Below are 26,867 nucleotides of genomic sequence, written 5' to 3' on the forward strand. Positions count from 1 at the left end.
AATTTGTCTGGAAACCATAGCATTGTGGTCCCACCTGATCCCATCCCGAACTCAGAAGTGAAACGCAATCGCGCCGATGGTAGTGTGGGGTCTCCCCATGTGAGAGTAGGTCATTTCCAGACGCCTATTTATTCTCGAAAGAGAGTCGATAAATCCCCAGCACCTAGTGTTGGGGATTTTTTCGTTTATACGCTCGCCTAAATTGTTCCCAACAATTTATGGCGCTTCCTACATCCATGTGGGTCGCGCGAAAGCGCTACTTCACATGCAGCCCAAAGCTGCTTACGCAGTGTGGCAGTTAAGTGTTCCATTCTTCAACTGCATTTCCGCCATCCATGGTGGTCAGGCCCCTCAGCTTGCAGCTTAGCTGCTTCGCGCTCCAGCCATCCATTAAGCTGCGCTCGATAAGCGGATGTCTTACGCTCCCATGCGTGAAACCTTTGGCGGATTCCATTTCTCGAGATAGGACTAGATAGCGTTTCCTAGCATTCAACCATATGAGCTTGCACCTCAGCCGTACTGATTAAAATTGATCTATATCTCCCTTTCTATTTTCATGCCTTTGTCCTATATCCACGCTTCGATGATTTAAGGCGAATGCCTTCTAGTGAGGTGGAGGGCTCGCAAGAACATCTGTTTTTGCGCTGTAGCTATTTAGGAGTGTCTTGGAACTATTTTTATCCCATATGGAGGCTGAGTCACTAAAAGCTGATGATTGACCTAGTGGAATCGGTATTAAGGTTTTTGTTTGTGGTGTCCGGGATAGGAAGAGGAAGGTGCGGGTAGCAGGTCTCTATGTATTTATCCCCTGGTGCTAGTCTCGAAGAGGTTCGATGCAAAATTATGTAGGCTTCATTTTGAATGTTAAAGGCTGGGCTGTTATTAGTCACCGATGATAATCATCAATAGGATTTGCTTGGGGGATTTCAGGCTCGATATTCCATTAATCAGTGACGTTTAACGTCATTGGAAGCGGGTTGAATGATGGTGTAGATGGCAGTTTTTTGAGTGGGAATGTGAGGATGTGACTTAATATTCGCTATCTTGCATGAAAAAGCCGCAATTGAGCGAGTTAGCCATAAAAAGTCCTTTACCTTTGAGAGGGGTTTTAGCATAATGCCCCACGTCAACAGGGGTGTAGTTCCAATTGGTAGAACAGCGGTCTCCAAAACCGATGGTTGCGGGTTCGAGTCCTGCCACCCCTGCCAAATAAAACAACGGCTTGCTCAGAAATGAGCGAGCCGTTTTTATTTGTGTAGAAAAAACTGTAGAAAATGATATCCATTGATCTGCATGTTTATTCTAGTTTTTACTACCGATGGTGGGGACGATCGCCACCTTCCTGTCGTATGTGTTCACCTGGGCCAGTGTCTTATGGCCGCTAAATTGCTGCTTGTCTTGTAGCGTTCCGTCAAAATCAGAAATTCCCTTCGCCTTGATGTCGTGAAAGGTGAAATTCCTTTCGACTTCTGGGTGATCTTTGCTCAGCTTTTCCATTGCTCTCTTCCAAGCGCTGCGCAGCCCGTCAGCCGTTAACCTTCCCCCGCCTGATTTATTGATCACGTAAATGCTGGCAACGCCTTGATGTAATGTTTTGGCCTCGTTGATCGCTTCTATCAGCTGTTGTGACCAGGCTTTAATTTGCTTCTTGCCTGTCTTACCTTGCTGAATGAAAATGCCCTTATCGTCGATTTGTGACCACTTCAGTGCCAACACATCGCTTTGTCTGGCGGCGCACAGATAGCTGATCTGGCAAGCGAGCCTCAACCTTGTTTCGCAAGAAGAGAGCAGCGCGGAAAACTCGTTGTCAGTGATGTATCTATCTCGGGCCTTCTGCTTGAACTTCTTTATGCCCTTGGCCGGGTTGCCGGTGCATCTGCCTCTTTCATATCCCCAGGCAAAAACCACACTCGATGCAGAGAGCTCATGGTTTGCTTGTGTCTTGCTCGAATTGCCTCTCACATCCATGTAGCGGCGAATGTGGTGCGGTTTGATACTATCGGGCTCCATAGCGCCAAAAACCTTATTGAACATGGCTAGCTCGCGCTGACGGTCTCTTTGAGTCCTTGGTGCAAGTTCTTTGAAGGTTGCTGACTCTATGTAGTCGTTGGCCATCTTCTCGAACGTATAGACACTAAGGCTAGACTCAATAGCAGCCTCATAGGCAGCCCACACCTCTGCCTTGGTTGCATTTGCTTTGCAGAGGCTCTTAGTTGAGTTCTTTCCCTTTATTACGTAGCAAGAAGGCTTACCCGCCCGGCGGTGCAAGTACACCCCTGGCGGCATCCATTGGTCTTCTGGTTTACGCTTTCTCATTATCCAATAGCCTCAAACTTCGGGGTGTTATCGTTGGCGGCTTTACGGTTAATAAAAGGGTAGTTGACGGCAGTCCAGGTGACTACCGGCTTCCCGTCGCCGCGCAGGTGGTAGTGAATTCCCTGCAGCTTTAACTGCCTGATCTGGGCGCTCGCCTTGGTGTATCCGGTTAGCTCTACCAGTTGTTGCTCAGTGAGCATTTCGCTTTGACCTGTCATGCCACACCCTCTTCAAATGACTTTTTCATGTTTGCGATCACGGCCTGCTCTCGACCATGTACTGTCGATAGGTCGAACTCTGGCCGCTGACACAAGATTTCGACTTGCTGCTCTAGCTCGGCAACTTGGGCGCGCAGCTGGGCGTTTTCGGCGCGCTCTTTGATCAGTAGGTCATTCATGCTCATGCTGCCTCCTTGCCTGTACAGATCACCTTGAAGTCGATAACCCATACCCATGGGTTGGATTGCCAAGATTCGTCGCCGTAGATAGAGGCCCACAATTCAGAGAATTCTGAGTACCCATTTTTGCCACCAGTGACGTCATCGTCATAACCTTCACACCCTTCAGCCCACGCATCTTGCTCACTGATGTCTTGAAGCCGTTCGGCGCGAAAGCCGATGATTTCAACCAGTGCTGTTAATTCGCCATCTGTCACTATAATCTTGTCGCCGAGCGCGCCATACAATTTACCTATGGGGGTTACCCCTTCCTCAGGATATTCTGTGCAGTACACCAGCCATTCTGGATCATGGGTGTTCCCGCTGTCATCTTTCCACGCCTCATGAGTCAGCCCAATAAAGTCGAACTCCTTGCTCTCTTCATTGCTGCCGCCCATAAATTCGATGCTAGAGACGATCTCAGGCTTAATAGGTCTGCGGGTCTGGGTTTTATTGCCATCGAGTATGGCTTGCATCATTTCGCTGGTGAATGAGATTTGACCTTTCATAAATCCTCCTATGCCGCTCTGTTGCCGAAAATGGCCAGCTTCATCAGGCTGTTTAATGATTGTTTTCTGCCTTTGATCGCGGTGAGCTTTACTGTGCGATTAGGCAGCTCTGTGACAATAGCGTTGTACTTGCTGCTGGTGCGGATGTTGTACAGCTTGCCCGATGCCTGCTGGGCTGAAATGCCAAGCTCTTCGGCGAGTAATGCGGCTGTATATGGCTTGCCAGTGGTCAGCATATGCTCGGCTGCAGCTGTGGTTGATACTGTTTTCATGCTGCCTCCTTCAACTGGATAACCAGGTAGTCGATCACTTTTTGCTTTTCACGCTTCAAAAGAAGTTGCTCGTTAGCTACAGCGCACAGGGCCTGATAAAAGCTGTCTGTTGGTTCGCATGGCTCAGCATCTAAAGCGGCCTCAACCAGATCCTTGACCTCTGCTGGCCAGACGTCGTTAGTGGTTTCTACGTCATCATCGGCGTCACAAACAAGCGCCTCACAGCTTTCTGAGCAGCTGCCTGAATCCATAGCGTGGCCACCACGAATTGTTGATAAAATTTCATCGCGTGAGGTGTCTTTGTATTGCTCGATGATGCTGCTTAGCGAGTTATGTTGGCGATACATTTGCCCTTCGCTATATTTAAGCCCTTGGCGAATGTCTCCATGTTCAGTGATATCAACAAACTGGATGGCTAGTTCTGGTTCGTCTTTGGCGGCAAGTGCAATTTTGTTTAAGCCTTTTTTAAGGCAAAACACACAGTTACCCAACCACTCTGGAATTTCCAGATCAAAAGGTTGGTTGGCCCACCAATCTAAAATGTCCTGTTTCTCGAAATCAGAAATATCGGCAAGATAGCTTATGTCTTGACGCGGCTTTAGGCGTTTAGGTTCGTCAGCCCTGATACCTAACCAAGCGTGATAATTTCCTTTGCCATAAGTTTCATCGAGGTATTTCTTGTTTGGGTCTGTTTTCATTCTGCTTGTGCAGAAAGCACCATGGACATAAGGTTTGCCATACTTTTTAAGCATGTCTTTCCACGGTTGTAGATCAGGGCCGATTTCTTCCAGCGGAATGACTCGATAAGTTACACCAATACCTAGATTCGGATTTATCACAGTCCTTAAGCAAGTAAGCTTGATTTTGAAGTGCTGAACACAGTTGCGAATGAACTCGTAGGTTTTTGGGTGTTCGGCGCCTGTGTCCATGAATACATAGCGCACTTCTAAACCTTCCTCTTTCCGCTTCTGCTCCATCAGGTGAACCAAATAAGCGCTGGTGCGCCCACCAGAGAAAGACACTATATGAATAGGCTTTTTCTGCTCGGCTAGCATTTCATTTTTTATTTGTATGACTTTGCGCTCTGCCCTGTCCTCTATCATGTCGAGCATCACCTGGCCGTCGCGTAGCAGATCTTCACGCTTGGCGTAACTAAAGCGCTCGCCTTGCCAGGTCTTATCGAATATGGCGATGGCGCAGGCGAACCCGGCGCTTGATGCCGATTGCTTCTTGTCAACTGGCTTAAACCAGGTAGGCAGGTCGAAACTGATGCGACCGCGGATAAGCACGATGTGATCGGCTTCTTCTGGCCACCATACTTCTGATGTGGCTGATTTGATGAGGTAGACGAACTTGGCGCCCTTGTCGCGCTCTTCCAATGATTTGGCGATGATGTTGCGCATGCCGGTGATAGCCTGGTCATCTTCGTAGCTTGAGCGTGAGTAGGGTGGATTAGCGTAGCCCTTGCCGCCTGCTAGGTCTTTGGTCCAGTCTTGGATTAGGGCGTTATCCTCTACCGTGTAGTAGTTAGGGCACTTGGCGTTATCGCCGTCGGTGAAGAGGTCGCGCACAAATGGGCCGTAGTTAGCGAAGATACCCCAGTACAGATCGTCTGGTGTGCGCCATTGGTCGCCGACTTCTTTGAGCATGTGGGTGGGTTGCTGTTTCAGAGCTTCTAGTTTGTTGGCATAAGTGAGTTCTGTAGTGCTCATGCGCTTTCCCCTGCGTTGTTATCACTTAATTGATAAGTTGGCGCTGTTTTTTGGCTTTGGTAGCCAAAGCGAGCCCAATCGATTTCTTTGATGCGCTCAATGCGCTCTGCTTCGGCTTCTAGTCGTGTTTGGGCGCGTTCGAAGTTTGACAGCTCGATGCCGTAACGGGCGCAGGCGCGGGCGGCTGGCAGGCCGTTAACGTAGTGCTCGAGCAGGGCGCCGATCTGCGCCTTTGAGGTCATATTGGTGCCGTCGATGATGAGGTTCATGCGCTCGGCCGGCTCGGAGCCTGGTAAGAGGTAGTTCATGCTGCCTCCGACGGCTTTGTCAGCGACAGGATCCAGTTGCGCAACTCAATCATTTGAGGGCAAAAGACCATAGACTCGACATAGGTGTATAGCTTTGGGTAGTCGTGCTGTTTACGGGCAATAAATGCCAGCGCATCAGCCTCGGTAAAGCAGGTTTTTATGACATCTTCAATCTCCTGAAAATGTAGATTTATAAGCGAATCAGGTAGCTCGTCGTAATCTGATTCAACATCGAAGTCATCGAGAAAGGATTGCATAAATATTTCTGAGAACGCACCAAGGTCATCAATGTCAGCACTGATATCAATTTCTTCCAGCCATGAGTCGCACCAACCTAGGTCATTCTCAAGCAACCATTCGGCCAGCGGTTGTTTATCGCATCTATCAGAGTGATATAGCGCTTTACCATCATCCTCACTGTCAATAATTTCCCAATGATGCTCGTTGTACCCTTGCTCGGTGATCAGGTAGCGTTTACAGCGTACTTGCCAAATAGGCTCGGCGGTGTAGCGATTTGACTGCTGGTGCATTTGTTGTGACATTTCAAGCAGAAATGCAGGGATTTCTATTTGTTGACTCATGTGGCCTCCCCATCTTTCGCCAATTTGCGACCACAGAAAGGGCAGTAGTCAGCGATGATGCGCGCCTGGTCTTTGGTTTTTGCCTTGCATGGTTCGCCGTTAGTTTTCACGCCGCGGTAGCTGACATTGATTTTTGGGTTCACAGGTGAGTAGTCACCACCATTAATGATGTAGCAGTAACCATCCCAGCTGACCTCTAGCTCTGTGGCTCTTGGGTCTATCGACTGTTTCACTTTTTCTTGATATCGCTTAAGTATGTCGTCGAAACAGTTGCACTTATTTTTGCTCATTCTTCTCTCCAAACTTTTTAATCATCTGTTGGCGTATCCGCTGCCAGCCTTTGATGTGCTGCTCGAAGCGCCAGGCGTCTTGTGGATAGTCCTTGGCCATCTGCTGGCATTCGGCTATCCAGTGGTCGCAGTATTCGACCAGGGCGCTCATGCTGCCTCCTGACCTTCACTCTCGTCATGGGTTTCTGGTCGCTGCTGGCCACTCTCTAAGGTGAATGCTGGGATTTCGCCAAGGCTATCGCTGCTATCGATGTTCATTGGCATGATCACAGCGACAATTTCGTTGAATATTCCGGTGACAATTGCGATGGCCTTATCTGGGCCAAAGAGAAACACCTTGCCACCTGGGTGGACACCTGAAACTTTTAGCTTGTCTAGGCTGGCCAAGTAAGCTGTGTTTAAGCCGATTATTTCGGTGCCAACAGGCTTGCCAAGGTTTTCAAATACCCTGGCGGCATTGACATATCTCCCGGCAATTGGCTTGATGAATTCGACATAGCCAACTTGATGTGAATAGTCCTCACTGATTTGATCTGGCCATTCACCTTTTTCACATTCGATAGAGGTCACCATGGCCTGACCGTTTAATATCATGACGTTTACAAGGGCTCTAACATCTTCGATTTTTCCTTTTTTAGATGCTGCCAGCAGGCCTTTGCTGATGGGGAAAATGTATTCTCCGTCTGTAAAGCCGTTTTCGTCGTGAATGGTGACAAGACGATGGCCATCTGTCGCAGTCAAGATCACGCCTACTTCTTTATGTGGCTTGATGTGGAAGCCATTAATGAAGTAGCGAATGTCGTTTTTGCCAACGAACTCGGCCAGCACCGCAAGATACTTTCTGTCGAATTTGATTTTCATGCCCTTCTCCTAAAATTCCAGTTGACGTTCTAGTTCTCGTGCGTCGTGAATGGCTTCGATACGGCGCCGGCATTCGCCTCTTCGAAGAAGTACCTGCTCCTTCATCTTGCTGCGGCCAAGCACAGGGCTTACCTCTGGAGTCGTTGCTGGACTCATGCTGTCGGCTAGCGTATCGGCAAGCATGACTGCTAGTTGTGATGCGGCTGCATCGGCAGTAGTAAGCTTCATTTCAGCCTCCTGTTTACGAGAAGTTTTCGAAGAAGTTAGCGATTAGCTCGAGTAGCAGATCCAGCGCGTCACTGGCTTGCGGGTTAGTGGTTTGCTGCATGACGGCCTCCTACCAACGCGATAACGTTTTTATTTGGTGTTAAAGCGGGTTCGACCGTGGCGATGCCATCGGCGTCGATGTGCAAGCGGATCCCGGCGCAGATTTCGCTGCGTCCGAGCACAAAGCGCTGATGGAACGCTTGGCTGGGCTGGTGGTAATGCAGGTAGTCTTTAATCTCGTTCAGTCTGGCCTGCACCTTGGCGTTTGCAGACAGGTTGCCGCTACGAGCAACAAGGCAAGCCATTCTCAGGCCCATTAGCAGGTTGAACTCTGTTTTCCCTTTTGGCGTTATGAATGCCAGGGCTAACGATGTGCTGTTAGCATGCAGTTGAGTGCTAGGTGTCATCCTTGTTGCTCCGTATTGTATTGCTGATGAGTGAGAATATACGTAATGTATATTTTAATATCAATACAAAATGTACATTATTTTTGTCGTGGCAATAAAAAACCCGCCGAAGCGGGTTGGAAGATGAGGGTGTGCCTGCTCTATTCGCCTTTTTGTTTTAAAAGGTATTCTTTGAATTCTTCAGAAAAATCGTCATCTGCTTCCAACTCTTCAAGGGCGGCATTTCGTTCTTTGTTTTTTAAAGCCTTAGCTTTTAAATGGACTATCAAGATTTGTATTGCTTGATCAGTAGCGTATAGCGAAGTTGATGCAATTAAACACACCATGAATAAACTTATGGTGAAGCAGACTGCACTTAGTAGGTTAACGCCAATAAGTGGTAATAGGGTAACTATGATTGAACTGCAAAAAGCTAGGATATACATGAACCACAATATCCAAATGCGATGATTAAAGTCGGTCGCATGAGCTGTGATTTTTGTTACATCTTTTGAGCGTAGTCCATCTATGGAGGTTAGATTGTCGGCCTTCGTTTTTATGTGGATAGTTATTCCGATGAGTGGGAGTAGCAATGCGTTCAAAAAGTATAGTTTTGATTTGACAGTAACAGCCCCCTCCATACCAAGTAGATATAGAGAAACAAAGAGAGCTACAACTCCAACACTTAATGCAACAGCTACTCTAAGCTTATTCAGCTTCTAACTCCTCGACAGTTATCTGTTCAATTAACCATTCACGAATTTTAGGGTATAAATCAAGCGCATCTAGTACACCGTCAATGTAACGCAAGGTAAGTTTCTTATGCAACACCAGCTCTCTTCCAACTAGACGGCCAACTTTTCCATAATCTATTGAAATATCGTCCGGATGGGAGTGTCTCATTGCGGTAGATACACTATTAAGTATAGTTTGAGAGCTTTTAGATGCCTTACGTGTGTAAGAGATTTCCAGAGCAACATTAATACTAGAACCCTTTATAGCGTCTTCAGATAGAAGTTCTTCTGTTATACCAAATTCAGCAAGTTTGCTCATATCTCCAAAAGCGTTTAATAGCCAGCTAAGTCCTAACCCCTTCGGTTTTACACTAACCTTTTTAGCATCATAATCTTTGGTTTCACTATAGGTTTTTTGCAAGTCAACAATAGGTTTGTCATTAACTGAATCAATCAGTGGCGCACCAATTTTTAACGTCTTAGTGTCAGACTCTTCGAGCTTTTTCTGAGCGAGTACAGGGATTTTCGTTGTCAACAGAACGTAGGCTTCTTTTTCTAGGACTTTCGACTGATGTAACAACCAATTGATGTGCCGTTCTAACTCCGAAGTCCGAAGCACTGCTGACTGAATCACTGCTACGTGATTTTTGTAAGATCCAAAATATAATATTGAGTCTAAAAATTCCCGGCGTTTACCTTCCAAGCTTTCAGGTGGTGCAATCGTGGCAACTTCAAGATGTTGGGCGTTATCATCAACAGTTACAATTGATTTGTTAGCGCCTTCGGAATAACGCATTAAATCGCCGAATACGATATTCCAAGAGATTGCTTTATTATTTATGAAAAGCAATGATTTATTGTAATCTTCTTCTTCTGGGTCGTGTGTATCTTCGTTAACTATCTGATACCGTTCTTTCACTAGAGACAGGCTAGATAGAGCCTTATTTAACATGTCAGCAAGAGTTGCGTCACCGTCATAGTTACGTATGTCGGCATATCGGTAGTGAAGTGTTTTGTTTTTGTAAGATATCTCTCTGTCTTTTACCGCACTGCTTTGTTTCTTTCTTTTATTCATCCATGGACCTCATATTTTAAATAAGTGCGCCGTTAAAGTTTATATTTGCTATTCAAGTAATTGCTGGCTTAACTCATCAATTCTATTGGCGCAGATACTTTCATGACTTGCTGACAGGGAGAATTACTGGGTCTGAGCTGTAACCTGTGTACATGCGGTAAATGCCGTGTTCACCAGGTTTCAGCTGGGTTTCGGTGCTCAGAACTTGGCCGTATGAGCACAACCCATCACCGGAGAAAGTAACACCTAATATTGTCGCGCCAGAGGCTACGTTGAAGGTAGCCTTTTCTTCCGGATCAAACTGTGCTGCTTTGGCTCCGTTAATTAGTAGAGCCAGATAACATCCGCCACCAATGTATCCATCATCACGAGTGACAGTGATTTTGGCGTCACCATCACCTTGATAGAAGATGCGTTCTGCAGGGACTTGCTTGGCACTTTCCGGCGGCACAAAGGTGGTTGAGCAGCCAGATACTGTGAGGATAATAGCGATTGCCAAAAGCTGTTTCATGGTGACTCCCTGTCTTTGATGTCCGTTTTAATAGAGTTTGAGTTTGGCGTCGACGACGACACCAATGATATGGCAGTTGCCGTTAATGGTTATGGTCGGGTAGGCCGGGTTGAGCGGCTTTAAAAACTTAGTGCCGGCGTCGATCACCAGTTTTTTAAAGGTTGCCTCGTTAACGTCAGTGAGCTTGGCGACAACGAAGGATCCGCTCTGGTAGTCTTTATCTGTGTCGACCAGTAGCAAGGTCCCCTCTGGAAAGCTTAGGCCATGCGGCGCTGTCATGGAGTCGCCTTTTACCCGCAACCAGAAGCTGCGGTCGCTGGCGCGCTCGGTGGTTTCATGCCACTCATCTGATATCGTCGGGTGCAACTCTACCGCCTCCGTCCATTGCCCGGCCTGAACGCAGCTAAGTACGGGATATGTTTTTCGGTATGCTGTCGGTTTGTACGTAGCAGTGACATTGGCAATCTTTTGGTTTGGATACTCAACCATCCCATCAGAGTGTAAGGTTAGTGAATCCAGGTTAACAGCTTTCAATATCTTGGAAATTTGTGCAATTGAAGGCTCTCGCCTTTTGTTTAGCCAATGTCCCATCCCGCCTGGGGTGACATCGACTAACTCAGCAAGTCGCTCTTGAGTCATGTCCAGCTCTTTAAGCCTGGCTTTAACTAATTCTGTCCAATTCATTTTCATCCCTAAAATGTACGAAATGTACAAAAATAATCAACGAACATAATGTACATTTTGTTGACCGGTATATGTACATTATGTATATTTGCCTAAATCGTTAAACATAGAGGCAAGAAATGCAGCGCATACGGAAAGTCAGAGAAGCTTCAGGTATTTCAGTAAAAGACCTAGCAGAGGTTCTCAATATTGAGGTTTCAACTGTTTATCACTATGAAACCAATCGTAGGACGCCAGATTTTAATCAGTGTTGGAACATTGTTAATGCGCTTAACAAACTCGGTGCTGGGTGCTCTTTCGCTGATGTGTTCCCCAATCCCGCGTCATCAATCGATGACCAAGACCAAAACCCATAAGTGCAGGATAAGCGATATGGATAAGCGACGCTCATTAAAACGACAGCTAGCCTCATGCAGTGACCCGCTGCAAGCCGCCCACGACTTTGGGCAAGACCATGGGGTTCCTGAATTGGCTAGCAAACTCAATACTCCTCAAGCCGTCCTTTACAACAAGCTAAACCCCTATAACGAGTCGAACCACTTGCAGTTGCGTGAGGCGGTGTTTTTAACAGAGATCACAGGCGATAAGCGCATCCTTGAGGCCTGGGCGGCTAAGGCCGGAGGCATGTTTGTGCCAGTTCCTGAGTCGGTAGCCTGTGACGAAGACCTGTCAGATCAGCTATTGCAGCTGGTGGAGCAATTAGGTCATGCATTGGCGGCCGTTAAAGAGGCGCGTAGCGATGGGGTTATCACGCCGCAAGAGTTAACGCACATTCGCCACGAGTTAACGGCCACGGTGCGTGAGGTGGCCAAGCTTGACGCCGTGGTCGAGAGCCAGGTTAGAACGCTATCGGATAAGCCATAGCCTTCCACATGGGGGATCAGATGAATCAGTTAAGTGATAACCAACACGAACAGAAACACGAACAGATAACAATAAATAAGTGCGCGCCTTCTGATAGCGAGATACCTGTTACTGCCGAAGAAGATATTGAGTTTGATCTGATGACCAGGCGTCAGGCTAATGCGTGTGTCAGCGCAGATCGCCAATCACAGATAAATCAGATGGTGGCCGTGGCCAACCAATGCACAACGACAAGCTTTAGCGGCATCTGCACTGCGTTGTATGACGCAGGATGTCGGTTACCTGTGCCTCCGAGCAGGAGGAACCATGGCTAGGATAAGAACGGTCAAGCCTGATCTGTTTCGTCATGAGCAGCTATTTGAAGCTGAGCAGGCAACAGGTTACCCATTGCGCTTGGTCTTTACTGGGCTGTTTTGCTGTTGTGATCGCGAAGGACGGTTTGAGTGGCGCCCTCGTAAGCTGAAGCTCGACGTTCTCCCTTATGACGACATTGACTTTTCACGCGTGCTTGACGCGTTGGCCACGTGTGGCTTTGTCGTGAAGTACGAAGTTGCAGGCGTGATTTACGGGTGTATTCCTAGCTTTTCAAAACACCAGGTGATCAATAACCGTGAAAAGAAGAGCGAACTGCCTGAAATTAGCGCAGGCACTGTGTTATCTGGCAAGTATGGCAGTGAAACGCCCAAAAACAATGAGTTGCAAACGGACGATGCACGCGTGATTGACGCGTCAGGCACGCGACACGAAAACGCACAAGAGGAAGGGAAGGGAAGGGAAGGGGAAAGGAAAGGAATAACAGCAGCTGCTGCTGAAAATTTGCCCGCGTTCAAATCGATTGGTCTACCGCTGCTGAACGGTGGTTTTTACGATGTTAACTCTGAGCACCAAGCGCGTTTTGCCGAACTATTCCCTAATCTCGATGTTGGGCAGGAGCTGCGTAACATGCTCAGTTGGTTTGACTGCAATCCTGCCAAGCTCAAGCCACGAACGCAGATGATGCAATTCATCAATGCCTGGCTAACTAATCGACAGTCTGATCTGCACCACAAGCGTGCTATGGCTGGTGGCCAAAGTAGCGATAGCGGCGTTGATGATGATCCGCTTGGGCTCAATGACACCAGCTGGGCCGATGATCTGGTGCTTCCCAGCGCGGAGGTTTGCCAATGAGTCAAGCCAGATCTTTGGGCCAAGTGGCTAGCTCTGCGATTGAGTTTATTGAGGAGCAAGGGCGAGTTGGTATGGGCAGTAACCCCTTGGCGGCCGGTGCTAACAACTATCTTGCTGATATCGTCAACCAGACGCTTAGACAACTGATCGCCATTAAGCCGGCATGGAAAGCGGCGCTGGGTGACAAGAGCGCTGTGGCTCAATGGAAGAAGGCGTGGACAATGGCATTTGCCCAGCATGGCATTAAGTCGTTGCAGCAAATTGAGCTGGGGATCCACCGAGCTCAGCGCGATGCCAGTCCGTTTATGCCGTCTGTCGGTCAGTTCATTGAGTGGTGCAATTCCGTTGGTGTTAGTGATACCGAAATCGTTGATGCGTTTACCAGGCTCATAGAGCGTAAGCCGGCGGCAAACGATATTGAGTATGCCACTAGATTGCGTTGTGGTTACGCCTGCAAGGCGTTGCTGTCGCATGACAAGGCCTTGTCATTGTTTAGCTGCAACATGAAGCAGGTGGCTGCCAAGGTGGCCCGTGGTGAGCATATTGCTTCGATGAATACTCCATTGCTTGAAAATCAAGCGCCCAGTGCCAGGGCCTATTTTGAAAACCTGATTCAGGAACGCGAGCCAAAGACAAAGATTGAAGCGCGCCTGCAGCGCCTGCGTTTAGATCAGCGCCAGCGGAGGGACAACTGATGGCGATAGCGGTTAAACCTCTCCCCATTAATGCGCCGACGCTATACGAGTTTGTTGGCGCACCTGCGGCAAATTCTGCTTCATGCGTTGCAGCTAATGACGAGCCCAACAATCCGGTTATTCCAGAGTATCCATTGGGACCACAGATTGGCACGGCGGTGAACCCATGGCTTGACTATCCCAGGCATTACTTTGGGCGAACCGATGAGTCTGATCTGCGCTTCATCATGCGCTGTATGCGGCAGATCCCCGGGCACCCTAAGCGGCTTAAACACTTCGTTTCATTGCACTATGAGCATTTGTATCAATCCACCACTACCGGTGATCGCCGCAGAGTTGCCAATACCTGGTTGCATGATGTGGCGAAAGCATATCGAGCAAGGAGGGGCCTATGAATCAGTTGGCTACAGCCATTGTTAAAGGAAGCATTTCGAATGAGGCTGCTTACTCAATTGGTATGAAAATGATTTCAGCGGGGCTTACTTTGTTCGGTGAGTGCCAGTATTCAGATGTATCAAGCATGAGCCGATCCCAAGCCTGTGAGCAAGTCAAAAAAATACAAGCATCAGTCAATCATCTTGAATTGACTCGCGCTCTATTTCGTTCATATCCACTGGTGGAAAATGCCGCATATGAAATTTTAAAGATCATTACTATTGCAGAGAGCACGGTTATTCCTGCCTTGATTTATGGCAACAGCGACGCGGATAGCGGTTTAAGGATTCCCGTCACCTATTTCATAAGACACCCACTAACTGGATTGATCAAAATAGGAAAAACCATCGATTTAGATAAGCGGATTGTGGCCCTTGAGTGTGGTTCTGGTGTCCAACTTGAGATTATCCATTCTGAAACTGGCGATTTTGAAAAAGAATTTCATGAGCGGTTTTCTAACCTGCGGGTATATGGCGAGTGGTTTACCGATGATTCTGAGGTGATAAGCCGTTTTATTGAAAAGCGTAAGCTGTTGGAGGTTTAGCGTGAAAGTAATATTCCTAGATATCGACGGCGTTTTGCAGTCGCCACGCTACTGTGTGGCTATAGGACAGACTGGTTTTTTGCAGGCATTAGAGCCAGCCGCACTGCATATGTTGAGGCATTTAGTGGTTGAGGCTGGTGCCAAGGTGGTGATTAGCTCTAGCTGGCGCCATGGTTCGAGCAAGCGTGAGTTTAATCAGCTATTTCGTGTATTAGGCTTCAAAGAGATCTCTAATGCGATACATGAACATTGGAGAACCGTAGACCTACCACACCCTGCTAAGCGAGGCGATGAAATTAAGGCTTGGCTGCGCGAGCATTCAATGGTGACTGACTACCTCATCCTAGATGACGATGACGGCATGCTGATAGAGCAAGCGCCATATTTTGTAAGAACCTGTCCATTTAATGGCATTTTGCTCGATCATTTTGAGCAGGCTTGCAGAGTCTTAGGCATAAAAATTCCAGGGGCCGCCGCGTGATTATTGGTATCGATCCAGATATGGATAAGTCAGGCGTTGCGGTGATCACCAATGGACGCATTGAGTCGCTGCACAAGTTAGAGCTTGATGATCTGTGTGATTTTGTTGCCGCGCGATTCACCGATGGCGTGCTGGTGGTGCTGGAGGATGTGGAAGCCAATAAACCAGTGTTTAACCGTGGCGGTCAAAGTCGCCGAGTGCGTGAACGTGTTGCCCAGAATGTCGGTAATGTCAAAGCGACGGCGCGCCATATCGACCGCATGCTGGCTAAGCGTGGCGTGAAGGTGATTAAGGTTGCTCCGCTAAAAGGTGCTGTGAAGCGCCAAGCAAAGAAGAACAGCGCTTATTTCAACAAGCTAACGGGCTGGACAGGGCGAAGTAATGAGGATACTCGCGACGCTGCGCTATTGGCCCTTTTCGGGATCAGGGGGTAAGGATGACGATTAAAGAAGAGGCGCAAGCTGAGTTGGCGAGCAATCCAAAAGCCAAGTTGTTTATTTGCTCGGTGCCATGCCAGCACTGTGGTGGTCACGAGCGTTATATCAGCTCGCTTGATTGCACTTATTGCAGAAAGCTAACCAAGAGTACTAATAATCGACGCGACACTCGAGTTAACGCCAGCGCCCAGCGAATGGAGTCGGCAGTTAGGCTTTATCGATACACGGACATGACATTAGGTGAAGTCGCTAAGGCGGCCAAAGTATCCAATCATCGTTTGAGCAATGAGTTAAAGCGACAAGGCATTGAGATGCGTAACTATCGCAATCAAGGACAGTCGGTACATGATCCCCGGGCTGATGAGTTTGCTGAGGCGAGAGGCTGCATGATGGCGGCTACCTTGCTCAATACATGGTATAGGAGCGCACATGGTTAGCATTGAGAGACTGTTTTGCCTGATATCCCCCCAGGCTATCAGCGCAGAGCCGATTTATGGCAAGGGCCGTTTTAGTCGGGAGGACGCCGCCGGTGTCGTCGGGATGGTGCAGCATGCCGGGTACGCCGTTGGGGTGAATGTGCTCGAAAGCAAGATAGGCGGCAACGCTGGCGCCAAAACGCTGCTGATTGGCACATTGACATTGGCTAACGAGAGCAATGGCGTTGAGCCAGCTGCCGCCAGAGCCCTGGCAGAGATTGCGGTGCAAGAGGTGTGCGGTAGTTGTGTCTGCCCCAAGTGCAAAGGCGTCGGGACGGTATACAGTAAGCGCTACCAGCAGATCTACACCTGCAGCCGATGTGAGGGCACCGGGCATAAAAACTCCTCGATGCGCGATTTTGCAGAGGCCTTTTCTGCATTGACTCACACCAGTTGCTCAACACCTGAGTTTCGTAAGCAACATTATGATCGGCTTATGGATGCCATCGATTCTCTATACCGGGAAGAGGGCGAGGCCGCCAGGCAGTGTGCCAAGGTACTTAAGCTGATTGAGGTGGAGGTCGAATGATGCAGGTGTACGTGACTGATCACGCCCGGGTGCAGTATGCCAGGCGATTCTTTGAAGATTTCATGCGCGCTGGCCGTAATGTGGATGCCAGGCTGATCTCCTTGGTGCGTGACGGTGAAAAGGTGAAGGTTAAGCGAAAGAGCAAAGGCACCTTGTTGCGCAATGGTCGGTTTCTGTTTGCAGTGCATGTTAAGCAGCGTGGCATGGTGCTGGCCACGGTGATGCGCGCGGCCAATGATGATTGAGGTGCCTAGATGATTGAGGTAAACAATGGCGACCGCTGAAATAAACCTATCAGACTCTGCGATTAGAAAGCAGCTGGCCGACTTGGGGATCACTGAAGTTAGGGATCCTAAGCATCCGTTAAAGCTGCGCTTCAATCGCGCCAGAACTGGCGGAAGCTGGCACTTGGTTACTTACCAAAATGGTGCTGCAAAGTGGCGTAAGGTTGGTGAGTGGCCTGCCACAGGGGCTAAAGCGATGCGTGATGAGGTGCAGCGCTTGACTGTTGCTCAGCGCGCTGGGGAGAGCACTGCTGTTGATAGCTGGGGCAGTTGTGCAGGCCTCCTTGAATGGTACCGGGATAGGGCTCTTGCCGATCGCGCACTGTCTGCGAAGCGTAAGTTAAATATCAAGTCTTCAATCAACAAGCATTTAATCCCCATGCTCGGCAATGTGGCGATTGAAGGGGTTGATCGTAAGGTGCTCGATGAGCTGCTGTTATGGCCATTACAGGCGCGTTATGGACTTGGGACGGTAAGACAGCACTATGCAGTATTGAAGAAGGCATTTAAACAGGCGGCGGTGTTGCGGCGTATTAAGCAGGATCCGCTGGCTGGGATTAAGTTTAGCGACTTCACCGACGCTAGCATTAAAACCAAAGGGTCTGGGCTTGAGCCTGGGCAGCTAGCTGAGGTGCTATCTGCCATCGCCGGGGCAAATAACGGTACTAGCGTGTTGCTTGGGTTAATGCTGGCGCTTGGTACCCGTATTGGTGAAACCAGACGCCTAAAGTGGGCCTATATCGACATGCCAGGGCGCCGCCTGACAATACCAGCGCAGATCACCAAAACAGGTGTTAAGCATGTGCTTCCTTTGTCTGATTGGTTGGTTGATGTACTCACCTGGTACCGAGGGACTCTTTCTGGTAAGTGGTTGTTCCCAGTGTCAGGTAGCCGTGGCTGCATTGATGACAGGAACGCCTCTCGGATGGTGCGCAGCGTGTCGTTGGGGGAGTGGACCGCCCATGATTTGCGTAAGCTGGCCAGAACCTGTTGGGCCGACCTTGGGGTTGACTATATGGTCGCAGAGCAGCTGCTGAATCACTCTATGACCAAGCTAGATCAGGCATACATTCACACCTATATGGAAAACCAAAAGCGTAGTGCTATTGAGCTATGGCATGGTCATTTGGTTGGAATTAAAAACCCGTTCAAAACCAAGATAATCCCAAGATACACCAGTAATGGCGACAGCGTTAACGCCGCATAAATAAAGACATTTATAGATAATCTGTCCTCCTACAGAGAGGAAGAGGCAAAAGAGATGAAAGCGACTGTTTTTAGGGTTCAAGACAAGCGTGGTCGAGGGCCATTTCAACCAGGGTTTACAGCTAAGTGGCTGCAACAACATAAGGAGCTGCCTCCTTATTACCTCGAGTTCGATATTGATGTTCGCGCTGAGCAGGCAATGGGGAATGTCCTCGGGTGTGCTTGTCGTGATCTTGAGCAGCTTAAGAAGTGGTTCACCGAGCAAGAGTTTAAGACGCTGCAAAAGTTAGGATTTAAAGCTGTTCGATTAGAGGTAGATCGCATCATTGAAAGCAGTGATATCCAATGCGTGTTTTCTCGTGCTAGGCAGCTGAGAAAGGGTGCTGTTGAAGTGAAGCTCTATTAGAGGAGGTAAGGATGGGACAACGAGTTGATTCAGGGGTGTTGCAGTTAAAACCATTTGGGCGCCACAAAGGAGGTGAGTTTGTGCATGTTATGCGGTCGCAGATCACCCACGTTACTAGTTATGAAGCGAATGGGAATAGTGGAGCAGAAATTCATTTCGTCGGTGGTACGTCGGTAGTGGTCGGCGAATGGATCGGAACGGTTGATAAAGTGCTGAGGGGTTAGGCATGGATTTTTTTGGAATTGGTGCAGCGCTAAAGGCGGCCTTTGATATTTATTTTGCAGCAGCTAGGCATACAGGCCGCAGTAATACACTTGCGGATAGCGTTAGTGAAGGGGATTTGGTGTTATTTGCTACCCATGCAGATCTTCGTTGGTTCCGTTCTTTGCTAGATGTTCGTGATCCCAACAGAAGAGTTAAATTGCGAGTGTGGAGCGAACGGGATTATCCAGATATAGCTCGCACTCATGTTTCTGGAAAAGTCTTTATGGATCATCGATTGGTAGAAAAACTCTATGATGACGCTTTATCACGCTGTGCCAGGGAAATAGCCATGATAGAGCGTAGACAGCATAGCAATGAGTGTTCACGCCCTAATCGAGATGATTTAGTGGTTACTTTATGGAGGCGTGATGGCTTGTGATATCTGCGGGGCTAAAGCCTGCACACAAACGCTCAGTCAAAGGTACCAGTCGGCTGACATTAAAAAGGTCTGCAAAGAGTGCATGTCTGATATCAGTGTTCAGCACGACAAGATACAGATGCATTGTATTGGCATGATCTCGCCGTTCTTTAAGCGGTACCTGAAGCTGTATAAGTTCAATAAACGACGCGCAAAGCGCGACAAGTGAGGTAATTACAATGGGTATTGAGACATATTTAACCGTAGTTTTTTGGCTTGGGATTGTTGGGGTTTCGCTCAGGGCCTTAATAATGCTCGGTTCAAGCTATCCAAGAAACATGAAGATCACCACTGCTGGCGATACGGTTCATTTGTTGGTTGGCGTGTTTTTCTTGGTGTGGGTATGCTACCTGCGATTCGGATCCTAACATTATGGGAGGGGATATGGGGTTGTTTGATATGGTGATGGCCATGACCATTATTGCGCTAACCTATGTGTTGTTGGTTATCGTAACGAGGAAGCATGAGCCTGTTGGCAAAGGTGCCGCCGCAATTAAACCGAATCATGGTGAGTATTTTTTGTTTGGTGACATTGAAACCGGCGGGCTAAATGGGAAGTTGGAATGCGGCGGCCTGGGGATGGTGCGTTATCCTATTTTTGAGCTGGCGTTTGTTCTTACCGATAGCAACTTGAATCAGGTAGGTGATCCTCTACGAATAGTGGTTTGGCAACTGGAGGAGAGAATTGCCATGTCAGACCCTTGGGCGCTGGATGTTCATGGTAAAAGCGGCCTTCTCGATGAGGTGCGTAACTCTACGGTTTCACTATTTGAGGCAGAGGAGCAGGTTTTAGCCTGGCTGGCTGCAAACGGAGTTGAGTCATACAACAGAAAGAAGAGGACAGGCGCCATATTCTGCGGCAACTCTATCATGTTCGATCGAGACTTCATTATGTGTCAGATGCCTGAGTTGCATAACTATTTGCACTATCGTCAGCTGGATATCAGCGCGATTGCGTTGGCCGCCCGCGCCTGGGCGCCAGGGCTGGCAAATCAGGCCGTAGAGCATAAGCAGTACAAACACGAGGCCTTTGCCGATATCCAGGAGTCAATTGATGAGCTCAAGTGCTACCGCGCTGCGCTGTTTGGAGGTTTTAGTGAGTAATGAGAATCTTTCGGTGTGCTGCAGTTGTGGCTTTACCTGGAAAAAAGGTTTAAACGGAAGTCATAGTTGCTCCCTTGTGTTGCGGCAAAAGTTAAGCATGGCTGAGAGAGCGCTAACAGGTTTACTCCTGCAAATTGAAAGTGTGGATGGTACCAGCCAGCTTGACCTTACTGAGTGTGAGGCAGTCTTGCCTATCATAAGGCTGTAAGTGGTGGAGCAAGTCGTTTACATCGCTGGGCCGATAAGCGGTGATATCGAAACAAATAAGCAGGCCTTCTTTCGCGCGGCGAGTCACTTGGATACAGGTCACCAGGTAGTGCTGCACTCCGCCGGACTCCCCGCAGGGTTAACCGAGCCGCAATACATGGATATCTGTTACGCCATGATCCGGGCGTGCACTCACATCGTCATGTTGCCAGGGTGGCGCGAGTCAGACGGCGCCATGGCTGAATACTACTATGCTAAGAAGCTCGGGCTGTGCATCGGCTACTGGACGGCCGGAACCGTTGTTTATGACGTGGCTGGTTGCACCAAGCAAATCAGTTAAGTGATAAGTAAATTGACAATAGTGAGCAGTAACAGCTAAGCTGTCGGAACTAGAAAATACACAGCGGACTACCGCACCCGACAGCCTCGCGGTTTTTTTGTGCCCGTAACACGGCACACCTGTGCCATTTTATGGTCGGGTTGAGAGGCGTTAATACAAGACCCGCAAGGGGAATAGGCCCGGAGCAACTGTGTATGCTCTAGTTGAGACCCGGCTACCAGCTACTAACTGGTAGGCGTTGATTACTAAAAATACACAGGAGGTCATCATGACCACATTAAGCAGCCCTATTGCATCCGCAAAACCTTCCGATCTCGTGTTTGTCTCACAAACCAATGAGCTTGTGACAGATACGTTCCATGTTTCACAGTATTTTGGTAAGCCACACAAGGACGTATTAACGAAGGTAAGATCGCTAGAATGTTCTCAAAAATTCACAGAGCGAAATTTTTCGCTTTGCCATAAAAACAATGAGTTGCAGAATGGCAAGTTACAGCCCTTCTACCAGATGACCAAAAACGGATTTATGTTTTTGGTGATGGGCTTCACCGGCAAACGCGCCGCAGAGATTAAAGAACGTTACATATTGGCCTTTGATGAGATGGCCGCCAAACTGCGTCCTCGGGATACCACGCCTGTACTACCTGACCTAACGCTTAATGCGGTATTGAATGATTTACCATTCGGTACTCGATACTTGCTTTACGTTAATGAAGAAGGCACTACAATCAGGCATATAGATATTACCAAGAAGGGATTGGCCGACATCGGCGCCATCAGGAACATTCAGCGAGATGTTAGCTTAGTGAGTAGTGCACTTATTGAGCTTAAGCATCGCATGATGGCGCTATCTGGTGAATATTCACTTGAGGAACTAAACGAGCCGATATTCTAGATGGACGCCACTATGGAGCTGCAAACTACATACGTGATCAATGGAGCAGATAATTTACCGTTAAAGATTGCACTCTGTAAAAAACGGTCTTATTATTCCCCTAACAGTGCGAAGTAGCACCTTAAACAAAAGCCATCCTCCGGGGTGGCTTTGTTGTTTTTGGGCTACAGATTATGGCCGTGAGGGTATTTCACATGAAGTAGTCGTTAAGCCAGCTGGATAATCCAGCCGCCTGGACCTCGCAGGTGTCATCATCCAAGAGGGTTCGCAATAGCAACGCAGTCAGCGAAGGGTAGCCAGCAATTGGCATGACGCAGGTCGGGTTCGCGCCCCGTTAGTGCATAAGTTAGCGCAAAGGAAAATCGTTTTTAGGCCCTGGCATTCGCCGGGGCTTTTTTGTTTGGAGTTTCCATGGAAAACCAGCATCGTAAGATTTCGGGTTATCGAGAGTTGTCTCAAGAAGAAGTCGACTTGATGAATCGTATCAAGGAGAAGGGTAGAGAACTGCTCTCTCTTCAGGCCGAACTAGTTGGCAGGCTTGATACTGAAGAGGAAGTTAAGCTTGCTGAAGCGCGGCGTTCCATATCTGGTTCAGAATTCAATGGCGTTCCATATACCGAACATACAGGAGCTACAGACGAGTGCCATGAGTACCGACGGTTCAAAGACGCAGAACCAATGCGGTGGGCATCTATCGGCAAGACAGATATCCAGACTGGTATCATGGCTTTGGTTCGCGCAGTTGCTCAGCCGAGCGAGGTGTAACAGTGAGTCGCCGCACAGGTATCGCAGGCCTCAGCTTATCAGCTGCGGCGTTTATTGCGTTGGTTATCTCTGAGGGGTTCTCTCCGTCTGCAACGGTTCCTGTCAAAGGTGATCGCCCAACGGTAGGATTTGGCTCTACCTATCACGCCGACGGCTCCCCCGTGGAGTTAGGCGAGAAAATCACGCCAATTAATGCACTCAAAACGGCTAAGGCCCACATATCGAAAGATGAGCAGCGCTTTCGCGACAGCCTTCCAGGCGCGGTGCTAAATCAAGCCGAATACGACCTGTATATCGACTGGACTTATCAATACGGTATTGGACGCTGGCGTGCTTCACCTATGCGTCAACACATCATCAACCAAGAATATCGTCAAGCATGTGAGGCGTTACTGCTGCCAGAGTACCGAAAAGTTGATGGGTTCGATTGCTCCACGCCTGGCAACAGGCGATGCATGGGCGTGTGGACCAGAGCAAAAGAGCGCCACCAGCGGTGCATAGATGCTGGTCTGCAATAAAATCAATGACTTGCGTGTTGGTTCTGCGCAAGGGGAAGGGGAGGTCAAAACTCTACACCCTCGCGCCTAATTGACCGTGCTGGCTACTTAATTCGCACAACCGCGAAATGAATACTTTTTTTTGGGGGTTGTTTTGATTGCTGAACCACTGTTCGCGTCGATTAAAGCGCGCTTGATTATCGTAGCGCTACTCCTTGTCGCTGCTGCGTTTGCCAGCATCGGGTTGAAGCTCTATTTCACCAGCGCCGATCTAGAAGAGGCCCTTAAAAATGCTGATCAGTTAAGGGGGCAAAAAGCCACTTTACAGTCAGATTTAGATTTAATAACTGCTGATCTTCGCAGCAGTGAAAAAGAGGTTGAGCGTTTGCACAGGGAAGTGCAACTTACCGCGTCGTTGTTGTCTGACCGCGAAAATAAACGCAAGCAGATCGAATCAGCCAAGCAAGTAGATAAAGCCATTCTGGCGAGAGTGATAAGTCATGCAGATAGCCAAACTCAACATTTTGCTGGTGCTCATCTTCCTGATGATTTTATCAGGATGCTCAAGCGAGCCTCCTATTGTGCGAACAGTGACAACCAAGCAGACAGTTTATGTGATGCCGCCAGCAGAGTTAATCTCCCGCTGCCGGATCCCTGAGTTCTCGGGCAACACAAATTCTGATCACCTTGAATTCTCCCTCTTGCTGATCAGAGAGCTTCAGCAATGCAATGTCGATTGGGCGGCATTGCATCGTTGGATAGAACAGCACAAGGCAAACCAGCCCGGTACTTGAGGGCTTAATTATGGACCATATCAAGACAGCAGCTATGGATAAATCAGTGACAGCAACCGGGTACATTGCATCTATATCAACAGCATTGGGCGGTTTTTTCTCGCTGAATAACATCGCGCTGATGCTTGGCATCATCTCAACCATCGTTTTAACTCTAATCCAATACCGTCGCTATCGAAGTGGTATTCGGATGGACAGAGAATATCACCTGGCAAGAATGGCTGCGCTTCAAGATGCTGCCTCGCCAGATATCGTGGACAAGAAAAATGCTTGATCCAGAAGCGCTATTACAGGCCATCGAGGCCCAACAGAAAACTATCGAGGCGCAGCAGAAAACAGTTGCCGACCAAGCACAGCAAGTCAGCAACCTAACGGCTGCCATTGCCAACATGGCGAGCGTCATGGGCGAAATGCTTGATGAGCTAGTTCAGCAGAATGGTGATGAACCACAAGTTGCTGAAACTTACATGGATGGCGCACCACGTTGAGTTGGCGCGATGATAAGCGCACTTCGTCAGAACGTGGTTATAACAACCGCTGGCGCAAGGCGCGAGCCACATTTTTGCAAAAGCATCCGCTATGTGTTTTTTGCCAGGAACAAGGCAAAGCCGTAGCGGCTACCATTGTCGATCACATCATCCCGCATCAAGGTGATCAAAAACTCTTTTGGGATAAAACCAACTGGCAGTCACTCTGCAAATTTCACCATGACAGCCATAAGAAGCGCATCGAAAACCGAGGCTTGAAGCCCGGCGCCGATGAAACCGGAATGCCGCTCGATGCCAACCACCCATGGCATCGAGGTGAGCATTAATGGCAGGGAGAAGACCTAAGCCGACAGAACTAAAGTTGGTCACCGGCAACGCTGGCAAGCGCCCTCTGAACGAAAACGAACCAAAGCCGTCATCAGATATTCCGCGCATGCCGTCGCACTTACCGCCACGAGCTAAAGCGGTCTGGAAACGCCTGTGTAAACTCTTGAGCGATATGGGCGTGCTCACCCTGGCCGATGCCTTGGCGCTCGAGCGCCTTTGTGACATCTACGCCGAGATCATCGAACTGCAAAAGGATATCGCAAAGAACGGCAGGACCTACGAAAGCATAAGGCCAATGGACGATGTGCCAGGGCCTGGCGCCATGGAGCAATACCTCATTAAGCCAAACCCTGCAGTTGGCATGTTGGCCGACGCAGACAGGCGCTTCAAGTCCTACCTGGTTGAGTTTGGGTTAACGCCGGCGGCCCGCACAAAAATTCAAATAAGCAACGGCAATAATGGCAAGCAGAAAAAAGACGCACTCGACGAATACTTCGGCTAGCAAAGACGCTGATAGAGCTACCCGCTACGCCAAAGCCGTCGTATCTGGCGACATTCTTGCCGGGCCAGATATCCGCAATGCCTGTAAGCGCCACTTAGCCGATCTTGAAAACGGCCACGAACGCGGAATTTATTGGGATGTCGCCGCGGCGCAAAAGGCGGTTAACTTCTTCCCCAAGGTACTCAAGCTTAACGGTGGTGAGTTTGAGGGAAAGCCGTTTGAACTGCTCGACTGGCAAGCCTTTATTGTCGGTAGCTTGTTTGGCTGGAAGTCAGATGACGGCTATCGCCGTTTTCGCATGGCCTATGTCGAAAGCGGCAAAGGCTCTGGCAAATCGCCGCTATCAGCTGGCATAGGGCTATATGGCCTAGTTGCTGACCAAGAGGCGCGCGCCGAAATCTATTCGGCGGCGACTAAAAAAGACCAGGCAATGATCCTCTTTCGGGATGCGGTTGCCATGGTCGACCAGTCGCCAGAGCTAAATAAGCGACTCACTCGCTCAGGTACCGGGTTAAAAACGTGGAACCTCGCCTACGAGCAAAAAGGCGCTTTCTTTAGGCCAATAAGCTCAGACAACGCCCAGTCAGGCCCGCGGCCTCACATGGCGCTGATCGACGAAATTCACGAGCACAAAACCAATAACACGGTTGAAATGATGCGCGCGGGCACTAAAGGCCGGCGCCAGGCGCTGATCTTCATGATCACCAACTCGGGGCACGACCGCACCAGCGTGTGCTACAGCTACCACGAGTACGGTAAAGCCATCTGTGCTGGCACCAAACAGGACGATAGCTTCTTTGCGTTTATCTGCTCGCTCGATGAAGGTGACGACCCGCTAAATGACGAAAGTTGCTGGCCCAAGGCCAACCCATCACTGGGTCATACCTTCAGCGAAAAATACCTTCGCGAGCAGGTTACCCAGGCCAAAGGTATGCCAGCAAAAGAGGCCATCGTCAGGCGTCTTAACTTCTGTCAGTGGGTCGAGTCAGCATCGCCCTGGCTCGCAGCCGATACCTGGCTCAAATGTGAAAGTGACTTTGAGATAGAAGAGCTGATCGGCGAAGAATGCTTCGGTGGCCTCGACTTGTCAGGCACGCGAGACTTAACCGCCCTCGTGCTTTATTTCCCAAAGCCTAAGCGCCTGTTCGCCGAGTTCTGGACTCCAAATGATACCTTGGCCGACAGAGAGCGCACAGATAACGTGCCTTATCGTCAATGGGTCAATGAAGGGCATCTGCATACCACCCCAGGTACGGCAATCAAATACAACTTTGTTGCGGCGCGCCTAGCGGAGCTCGCCATGATGTTTGATATTCGCGGCATAGGCTTTGACCGCTACCGCATACCGTATCTGCTCGATGAGCTAGAAAACGAAGGCGCGACCGTCGAGCTCATCTCCCATGGGCAAGGCTACTACAAGGCCGCAGAGTCAAACCTGTGGATGCCGCACTCAATCGAGTTGTTCGAAGAGCTCATCGAAAGTGGCGATCTAGAAATTAAGCACAACCCTGTACTGCGCTGGAACGCGGCCAGCGCTGTGCTCGAGGCGGATCCAAAAGACAACCGCATTTTCCAGAAGAAAAAATCAACCGGCCGTATCGACGGCGTGGTCGCTGCCGCCATGGCCATAGGCACGGCAGAAGATGAAGACAGCGGCCAAACAGAATCGGTTTACAACACTACGGACGTCTTATGCTAAACACCATTTGCTTCATTGTCGGCCTGATCGGAGCCGCTTTACTGTCATACGGCGCCTGGCTCCTATTGCCATCAGTTGGGTTCATTACCGCGGGTTTGTTG

General features: G+C 49.0%; 43 protein-coding genes, 1 tRNA gene and 1 rRNA gene. 28 read left to right on the forward strand and 17 right to left on the reverse strand.

All coding sequences use genetic code 11. The features are described from left to right. The first annotated feature begins 6 nt into the window (after window positions 1-6). Window positions 7-122, forward strand: a 5S ribosomal RNA gene (gene rrf, locus AYI87_RS15180). 1,009 nt (window positions 123-1,131) lie between these two features. Further along, window positions 1,132-1,208, forward strand: a tRNA-Trp gene (locus tag AYI87_RS15185). 94 nt (window positions 1,209-1,302) lie between these two features. On the opposite strand, the gene AYI87_RS15190 is transcribed toward AYI87_RS15185, so the two are convergent. The 17 genes from AYI87_RS15190 to AYI87_RS15270 all read right to left on the reverse strand — a co-directional run bounded on the left by AYI87_RS15190 (window position 1,303) and on the right by AYI87_RS15270 (window position 10,942). After that, window positions 1,303-2,316: a tyrosine-type recombinase/integrase gene (locus tag AYI87_RS15190; protein WP_144203509.1), complete on the reverse strand. Its 1,014-nt coding sequence runs from the start codon at window positions 2,314-2,316 to the stop codon at window positions 1,303-1,305. Next, window positions 2,316-2,534 carry a DUF4224 domain-containing protein gene (locus tag AYI87_RS15195; protein ID WP_144203511.1) on the reverse strand — a complete coding sequence of 73 codons (219 nt, stop codon included), beginning with the start codon at window positions 2,532-2,534 and terminating at the stop codon, window positions 2,316-2,318. The genes AYI87_RS15190 and AYI87_RS15195 overlap by 1 nt, the downstream gene beginning before the upstream one ends. Next, window positions 2,531-2,719 (reverse strand): hypothetical protein, encoded by a 189-nt coding sequence (locus AYI87_RS15200; RefSeq protein WP_144203513.1) that lies wholly within the window; start codon window positions 2,717-2,719, stop codon window positions 2,531-2,533. Before AYI87_RS15200 ends, AYI87_RS15195 begins: the two co-directional genes overlap by 4 nt. Further along, window positions 2,716-3,261, reverse strand: coding sequence for a hypothetical protein (locus tag AYI87_RS15205; protein WP_144203515.1), 546 nt, complete (start codon window positions 3,259-3,261; stop codon window positions 2,716-2,718). Before AYI87_RS15205 ends, AYI87_RS15200 begins: the two co-directional genes overlap by 4 nt. Before the next feature lie 8 nt (window positions 3,262-3,269). Next, complete coding sequence (locus AYI87_RS15210; protein ID WP_144203517.1) at window positions 3,270-3,533, reverse strand: hypothetical protein; 264 nt, start codon at window positions 3,531-3,533, stop codon at window positions 3,270-3,272. Then, the gene (locus AYI87_RS21330; RefSeq protein ID WP_222116782.1) at window positions 3,530-5,245 is read right to left on the reverse strand and encodes a phage N-6-adenine-methyltransferase; all 1,716 of its coding nucleotides are present in this window, start codon (window positions 5,243-5,245) and stop codon (window positions 3,530-3,532) included. Before AYI87_RS21330 ends, AYI87_RS15210 begins: the two co-directional genes overlap by 4 nt. Continuing rightward, window positions 5,242-5,553 (reverse strand): adhesin biosynthesis transcription regulatory family protein, encoded by a 312-nt coding sequence (locus AYI87_RS15225; protein ID WP_260865154.1) that lies wholly within the window; start codon window positions 5,551-5,553, stop codon window positions 5,242-5,244. The genes AYI87_RS21330 and AYI87_RS15225 overlap by 4 nt, the downstream gene beginning before the upstream one ends. Next, on the reverse strand, window positions 5,550-6,134 hold the full coding sequence (locus AYI87_RS15230; RefSeq protein WP_144203519.1) for an ead/Ea22-like family protein: 585 nt from the start codon (window positions 6,132-6,134) through the stop codon (window positions 5,550-5,552). The genes AYI87_RS15225 and AYI87_RS15230 overlap by 4 nt, the downstream gene beginning before the upstream one ends. Next, complete coding sequence (locus AYI87_RS15235; RefSeq protein ID WP_144203521.1) at window positions 6,131-6,424, reverse strand: hypothetical protein; 294 nt, start codon at window positions 6,422-6,424, stop codon at window positions 6,131-6,133. The genes AYI87_RS15230 and AYI87_RS15235 overlap by 4 nt, the downstream gene beginning before the upstream one ends. Further along, the gene (locus tag AYI87_RS21255; RefSeq protein WP_186300643.1) at window positions 6,411-6,575 is read right to left on the reverse strand and encodes a hypothetical protein; all 165 of its coding nucleotides are present in this window, start codon (window positions 6,573-6,575) and stop codon (window positions 6,411-6,413) included. Before AYI87_RS21255 ends, AYI87_RS15235 begins: the two co-directional genes overlap by 14 nt. Further along, window positions 6,572-7,285 (reverse strand): hypothetical protein, encoded by a 714-nt coding sequence (locus AYI87_RS15240; RefSeq protein ID WP_144203523.1) that lies wholly within the window; start codon window positions 7,283-7,285, stop codon window positions 6,572-6,574. The genes AYI87_RS21255 and AYI87_RS15240 overlap by 4 nt, the downstream gene beginning before the upstream one ends. Before the next feature lie 9 nt (window positions 7,286-7,294). After that, entirely contained in the window at window positions 7,295-7,513 is a 219-nt protein-coding gene (locus tag AYI87_RS15245) for a hypothetical protein (protein WP_144203525.1), read from the reverse strand. An 83-nt stretch (window positions 7,514-7,596) separates the two neighbouring features. Next, window positions 7,597-7,959, reverse strand: coding sequence for a hypothetical protein (locus tag AYI87_RS15250; protein ID WP_144203526.1), 363 nt, complete (start codon window positions 7,957-7,959; stop codon window positions 7,597-7,599). Window positions 7,960-8,099: 140 nt separating this feature from the next. Next, window positions 8,100-8,285 (reverse strand): hypothetical protein, encoded by a 186-nt coding sequence (locus tag AYI87_RS15255; protein ID WP_144203528.1) that lies wholly within the window; start codon window positions 8,283-8,285, stop codon window positions 8,100-8,102. 361 nt (window positions 8,286-8,646) lie between these two features. Beyond that, a complete protein-coding gene (locus tag AYI87_RS15260; RefSeq protein ID WP_144203530.1) occupies window positions 8,647-9,747 on the reverse strand; it encodes a hypothetical protein in 1,101 nt (366 codons plus the stop codon). 100 nt (window positions 9,748-9,847) lie between these two features. Next, a complete protein-coding gene (locus AYI87_RS15265) occupies window positions 9,848-10,258 on the reverse strand; it encodes a hypothetical protein (protein ID WP_144203532.1) in 411 nt (136 codons plus the stop codon). A gap of 27 nt (window positions 10,259-10,285) precedes the next feature. After that, window positions 10,286-10,942 carry a LexA family protein gene (locus tag AYI87_RS15270; protein ID WP_222116783.1) on the reverse strand — a complete coding sequence of 219 codons (657 nt, stop codon included), beginning with the start codon at window positions 10,940-10,942 and terminating at the stop codon, window positions 10,286-10,288. A 119-nt stretch (window positions 10,943-11,061) separates the two neighbouring features. On the opposite strand from AYI87_RS15270, the gene AYI87_RS21515 reads away from it, so the two are divergent. The 26 genes from AYI87_RS21515 to AYI87_RS15395 all read left to right on the forward strand — a co-directional run bounded on the left by AYI87_RS21515 (window position 11,062) and on the right by AYI87_RS15395 (window position 26,766). Beyond that, window positions 11,062-11,298, forward strand: a complete 237-nt coding sequence (locus AYI87_RS21515) for a helix-turn-helix domain-containing protein (RefSeq protein WP_144203534.1) — start codon at window positions 11,062-11,064, stop codon at window positions 11,296-11,298. 16 nt (window positions 11,299-11,314) lie between these two features. Further along, window positions 11,315-11,806 carry a phage regulatory CII family protein gene (locus AYI87_RS15280; RefSeq protein WP_144203536.1) on the forward strand — a complete coding sequence of 164 codons (492 nt, stop codon included), beginning with the start codon at window positions 11,315-11,317 and terminating at the stop codon, window positions 11,804-11,806. 306 nt (window positions 11,807-12,112) lie between these two features. Next, window positions 12,113-12,973 carry a hypothetical protein gene (locus AYI87_RS15285; protein ID WP_144203538.1) on the forward strand — a complete coding sequence of 287 codons (861 nt, stop codon included), beginning with the start codon at window positions 12,113-12,115 and terminating at the stop codon, window positions 12,971-12,973. Then, complete coding sequence (locus AYI87_RS15290) at window positions 12,970-13,668, forward strand: replication protein P (RefSeq protein WP_144203540.1); 699 nt, start codon at window positions 12,970-12,972, stop codon at window positions 13,666-13,668. The genes AYI87_RS15285 and AYI87_RS15290 overlap by 4 nt, the downstream gene beginning before the upstream one ends. Continuing rightward, window positions 13,668-14,063, forward strand: coding sequence for a hypothetical protein (locus AYI87_RS21260; RefSeq protein WP_186300644.1), 396 nt, complete (start codon window positions 13,668-13,670; stop codon window positions 14,061-14,063). Before AYI87_RS15290 ends, AYI87_RS21260 begins: the two co-directional genes overlap by 1 nt. Then, window positions 14,060-14,647 carry a GIY-YIG nuclease family protein gene (locus AYI87_RS15295; RefSeq protein ID WP_144203541.1) on the forward strand — a complete coding sequence of 196 codons (588 nt, stop codon included), beginning with the start codon at window positions 14,060-14,062 and terminating at the stop codon, window positions 14,645-14,647. Before AYI87_RS21260 ends, AYI87_RS15295 begins: the two co-directional genes overlap by 4 nt. Window position 14,648: 1 nt before the next feature. After that, complete coding sequence (locus AYI87_RS15300; protein ID WP_144203543.1) at window positions 14,649-15,128, forward strand: HAD domain-containing protein; 480 nt, start codon at window positions 14,649-14,651, stop codon at window positions 15,126-15,128. A gap of 20 nt (window positions 15,129-15,148) precedes the next feature. Next, window positions 15,149-15,562 (forward strand): hypothetical protein, encoded by a 414-nt coding sequence (locus AYI87_RS15305; protein WP_144203545.1) that lies wholly within the window; start codon window positions 15,149-15,151, stop codon window positions 15,560-15,562. A gap of 2 nt (window positions 15,563-15,564) precedes the next feature. Next, a complete protein-coding gene (locus AYI87_RS15310; RefSeq protein WP_144203547.1) occupies window positions 15,565-16,002 on the forward strand; it encodes a hypothetical protein in 438 nt (145 codons plus the stop codon). Further along, a complete protein-coding gene (locus AYI87_RS15315; RefSeq protein ID WP_144203549.1) occupies window positions 15,995-16,570 on the forward strand; it encodes a hypothetical protein in 576 nt (191 codons plus the stop codon). The genes AYI87_RS15310 and AYI87_RS15315 overlap by 8 nt, the downstream gene beginning before the upstream one ends. Continuing rightward, window positions 16,567-16,815, forward strand: coding sequence for a hypothetical protein (locus AYI87_RS15320; RefSeq protein WP_144203551.1), 249 nt, complete (start codon window positions 16,567-16,569; stop codon window positions 16,813-16,815). Before AYI87_RS15315 ends, AYI87_RS15320 begins: the two co-directional genes overlap by 4 nt. A gap of 25 nt (window positions 16,816-16,840) precedes the next feature. Next, complete coding sequence (locus AYI87_RS15325) at window positions 16,841-18,061, forward strand: tyrosine-type recombinase/integrase (protein ID WP_144203553.1); 1,221 nt, start codon at window positions 16,841-16,843, stop codon at window positions 18,059-18,061. Between the two features lie 54 nt (window positions 18,062-18,115). Further along, window positions 18,116-18,466 carry a hypothetical protein gene (locus AYI87_RS15330; RefSeq protein ID WP_144203555.1) on the forward strand — a complete coding sequence of 117 codons (351 nt, stop codon included), beginning with the start codon at window positions 18,116-18,118 and terminating at the stop codon, window positions 18,464-18,466. Window positions 18,467-18,477: 11 nt separating this feature from the next. Next, window positions 18,478-18,690, forward strand: a complete 213-nt coding sequence (locus AYI87_RS15335; protein ID WP_144203557.1) for a hypothetical protein — start codon at window positions 18,478-18,480, stop codon at window positions 18,688-18,690. 2 nt (window positions 18,691-18,692) lie between these two features. Next, on the forward strand, window positions 18,693-19,109 hold the full coding sequence (locus tag AYI87_RS15340) for a hypothetical protein (protein ID WP_144203558.1): 417 nt from the start codon (window positions 18,693-18,695) through the stop codon (window positions 19,107-19,109). Window positions 19,110-19,532: 423 nt separating this feature from the next. Then, window positions 19,533-20,252 carry an oligoribonuclease gene (gene orn / locus AYI87_RS15345; RefSeq protein ID WP_260865155.1) on the forward strand — a complete coding sequence of 240 codons (720 nt, stop codon included), beginning with the start codon at window positions 19,533-19,535 and terminating at the stop codon, window positions 20,250-20,252. Window positions 20,253-20,463: 211 nt separating this feature from the next. Continuing rightward, complete coding sequence (locus AYI87_RS15350; RefSeq protein ID WP_144203560.1) at window positions 20,464-20,799, forward strand: DUF4406 domain-containing protein; 336 nt, start codon at window positions 20,464-20,466, stop codon at window positions 20,797-20,799. 268 nt (window positions 20,800-21,067) lie between these two features. Continuing rightward, window positions 21,068-21,694: a Rha family transcriptional regulator gene (locus AYI87_RS15355; RefSeq protein ID WP_144203562.1), complete on the forward strand. Its 627-nt coding sequence runs from the start codon at window positions 21,068-21,070 to the stop codon at window positions 21,692-21,694. Window positions 21,695-22,105: 411 nt separating this feature from the next. Next, window positions 22,106-22,459, forward strand: coding sequence for a hypothetical protein (locus AYI87_RS15360; RefSeq protein WP_144203564.1), 354 nt, complete (start codon window positions 22,106-22,108; stop codon window positions 22,457-22,459). Between the two features lie 2 nt (window positions 22,460-22,461). Beyond that, window positions 22,462-22,977 carry a glycoside hydrolase family protein gene (locus tag AYI87_RS15365; RefSeq protein ID WP_144203566.1) on the forward strand — a complete coding sequence of 172 codons (516 nt, stop codon included), beginning with the start codon at window positions 22,462-22,464 and terminating at the stop codon, window positions 22,975-22,977. A gap of 133 nt (window positions 22,978-23,110) precedes the next feature. Then, the gene (locus tag AYI87_RS15370; RefSeq protein WP_144203568.1) at window positions 23,111-23,614 is read left to right on the forward strand and encodes a hypothetical protein; all 504 of its coding nucleotides are present in this window, start codon (window positions 23,111-23,113) and stop codon (window positions 23,612-23,614) included. 146 nt (window positions 23,615-23,760) lie between these two features. Continuing rightward, on the forward strand, window positions 23,761-24,024 hold the full coding sequence (locus AYI87_RS15375) for an HP1 family phage holin (RefSeq protein ID WP_144203570.1): 264 nt from the start codon (window positions 23,761-23,763) through the stop codon (window positions 24,022-24,024). After that, window positions 24,017-24,238, forward strand: coding sequence for a hypothetical protein (locus AYI87_RS15380; RefSeq protein ID WP_144203572.1), 222 nt, complete (start codon window positions 24,017-24,019; stop codon window positions 24,236-24,238). The genes AYI87_RS15375 and AYI87_RS15380 overlap by 8 nt, the downstream gene beginning before the upstream one ends. Further along, window positions 24,235-24,564 (forward strand): HNH endonuclease, encoded by a 330-nt coding sequence (locus AYI87_RS15385; RefSeq protein WP_144203574.1) that lies wholly within the window; start codon window positions 24,235-24,237, stop codon window positions 24,562-24,564. Before AYI87_RS15380 ends, AYI87_RS15385 begins: the two co-directional genes overlap by 4 nt. Further along, window positions 24,564-25,067 (forward strand): phage terminase small subunit P27 family, encoded by a 504-nt coding sequence (locus AYI87_RS15390; RefSeq protein ID WP_144203576.1) that lies wholly within the window; start codon window positions 24,564-24,566, stop codon window positions 25,065-25,067. Before AYI87_RS15385 ends, AYI87_RS15390 begins: the two co-directional genes overlap by 1 nt. Continuing rightward, a complete protein-coding gene (locus AYI87_RS15395) occupies window positions 25,024-26,766 on the forward strand; it encodes a terminase large subunit (protein WP_186300645.1) in 1,743 nt (580 codons plus the stop codon). Before AYI87_RS15390 ends, AYI87_RS15395 begins: the two co-directional genes overlap by 44 nt. The last annotated feature ends 101 nt before the right edge of the window (window positions 26,767-26,867 follow it).

Source organism: Shewanella sp. KCT (genome assembly GCF_007636505.1).
Lineage (GTDB): Bacteria > Pseudomonadota > Gammaproteobacteria > Enterobacterales > Shewanellaceae > Shewanella > Shewanella halotolerans.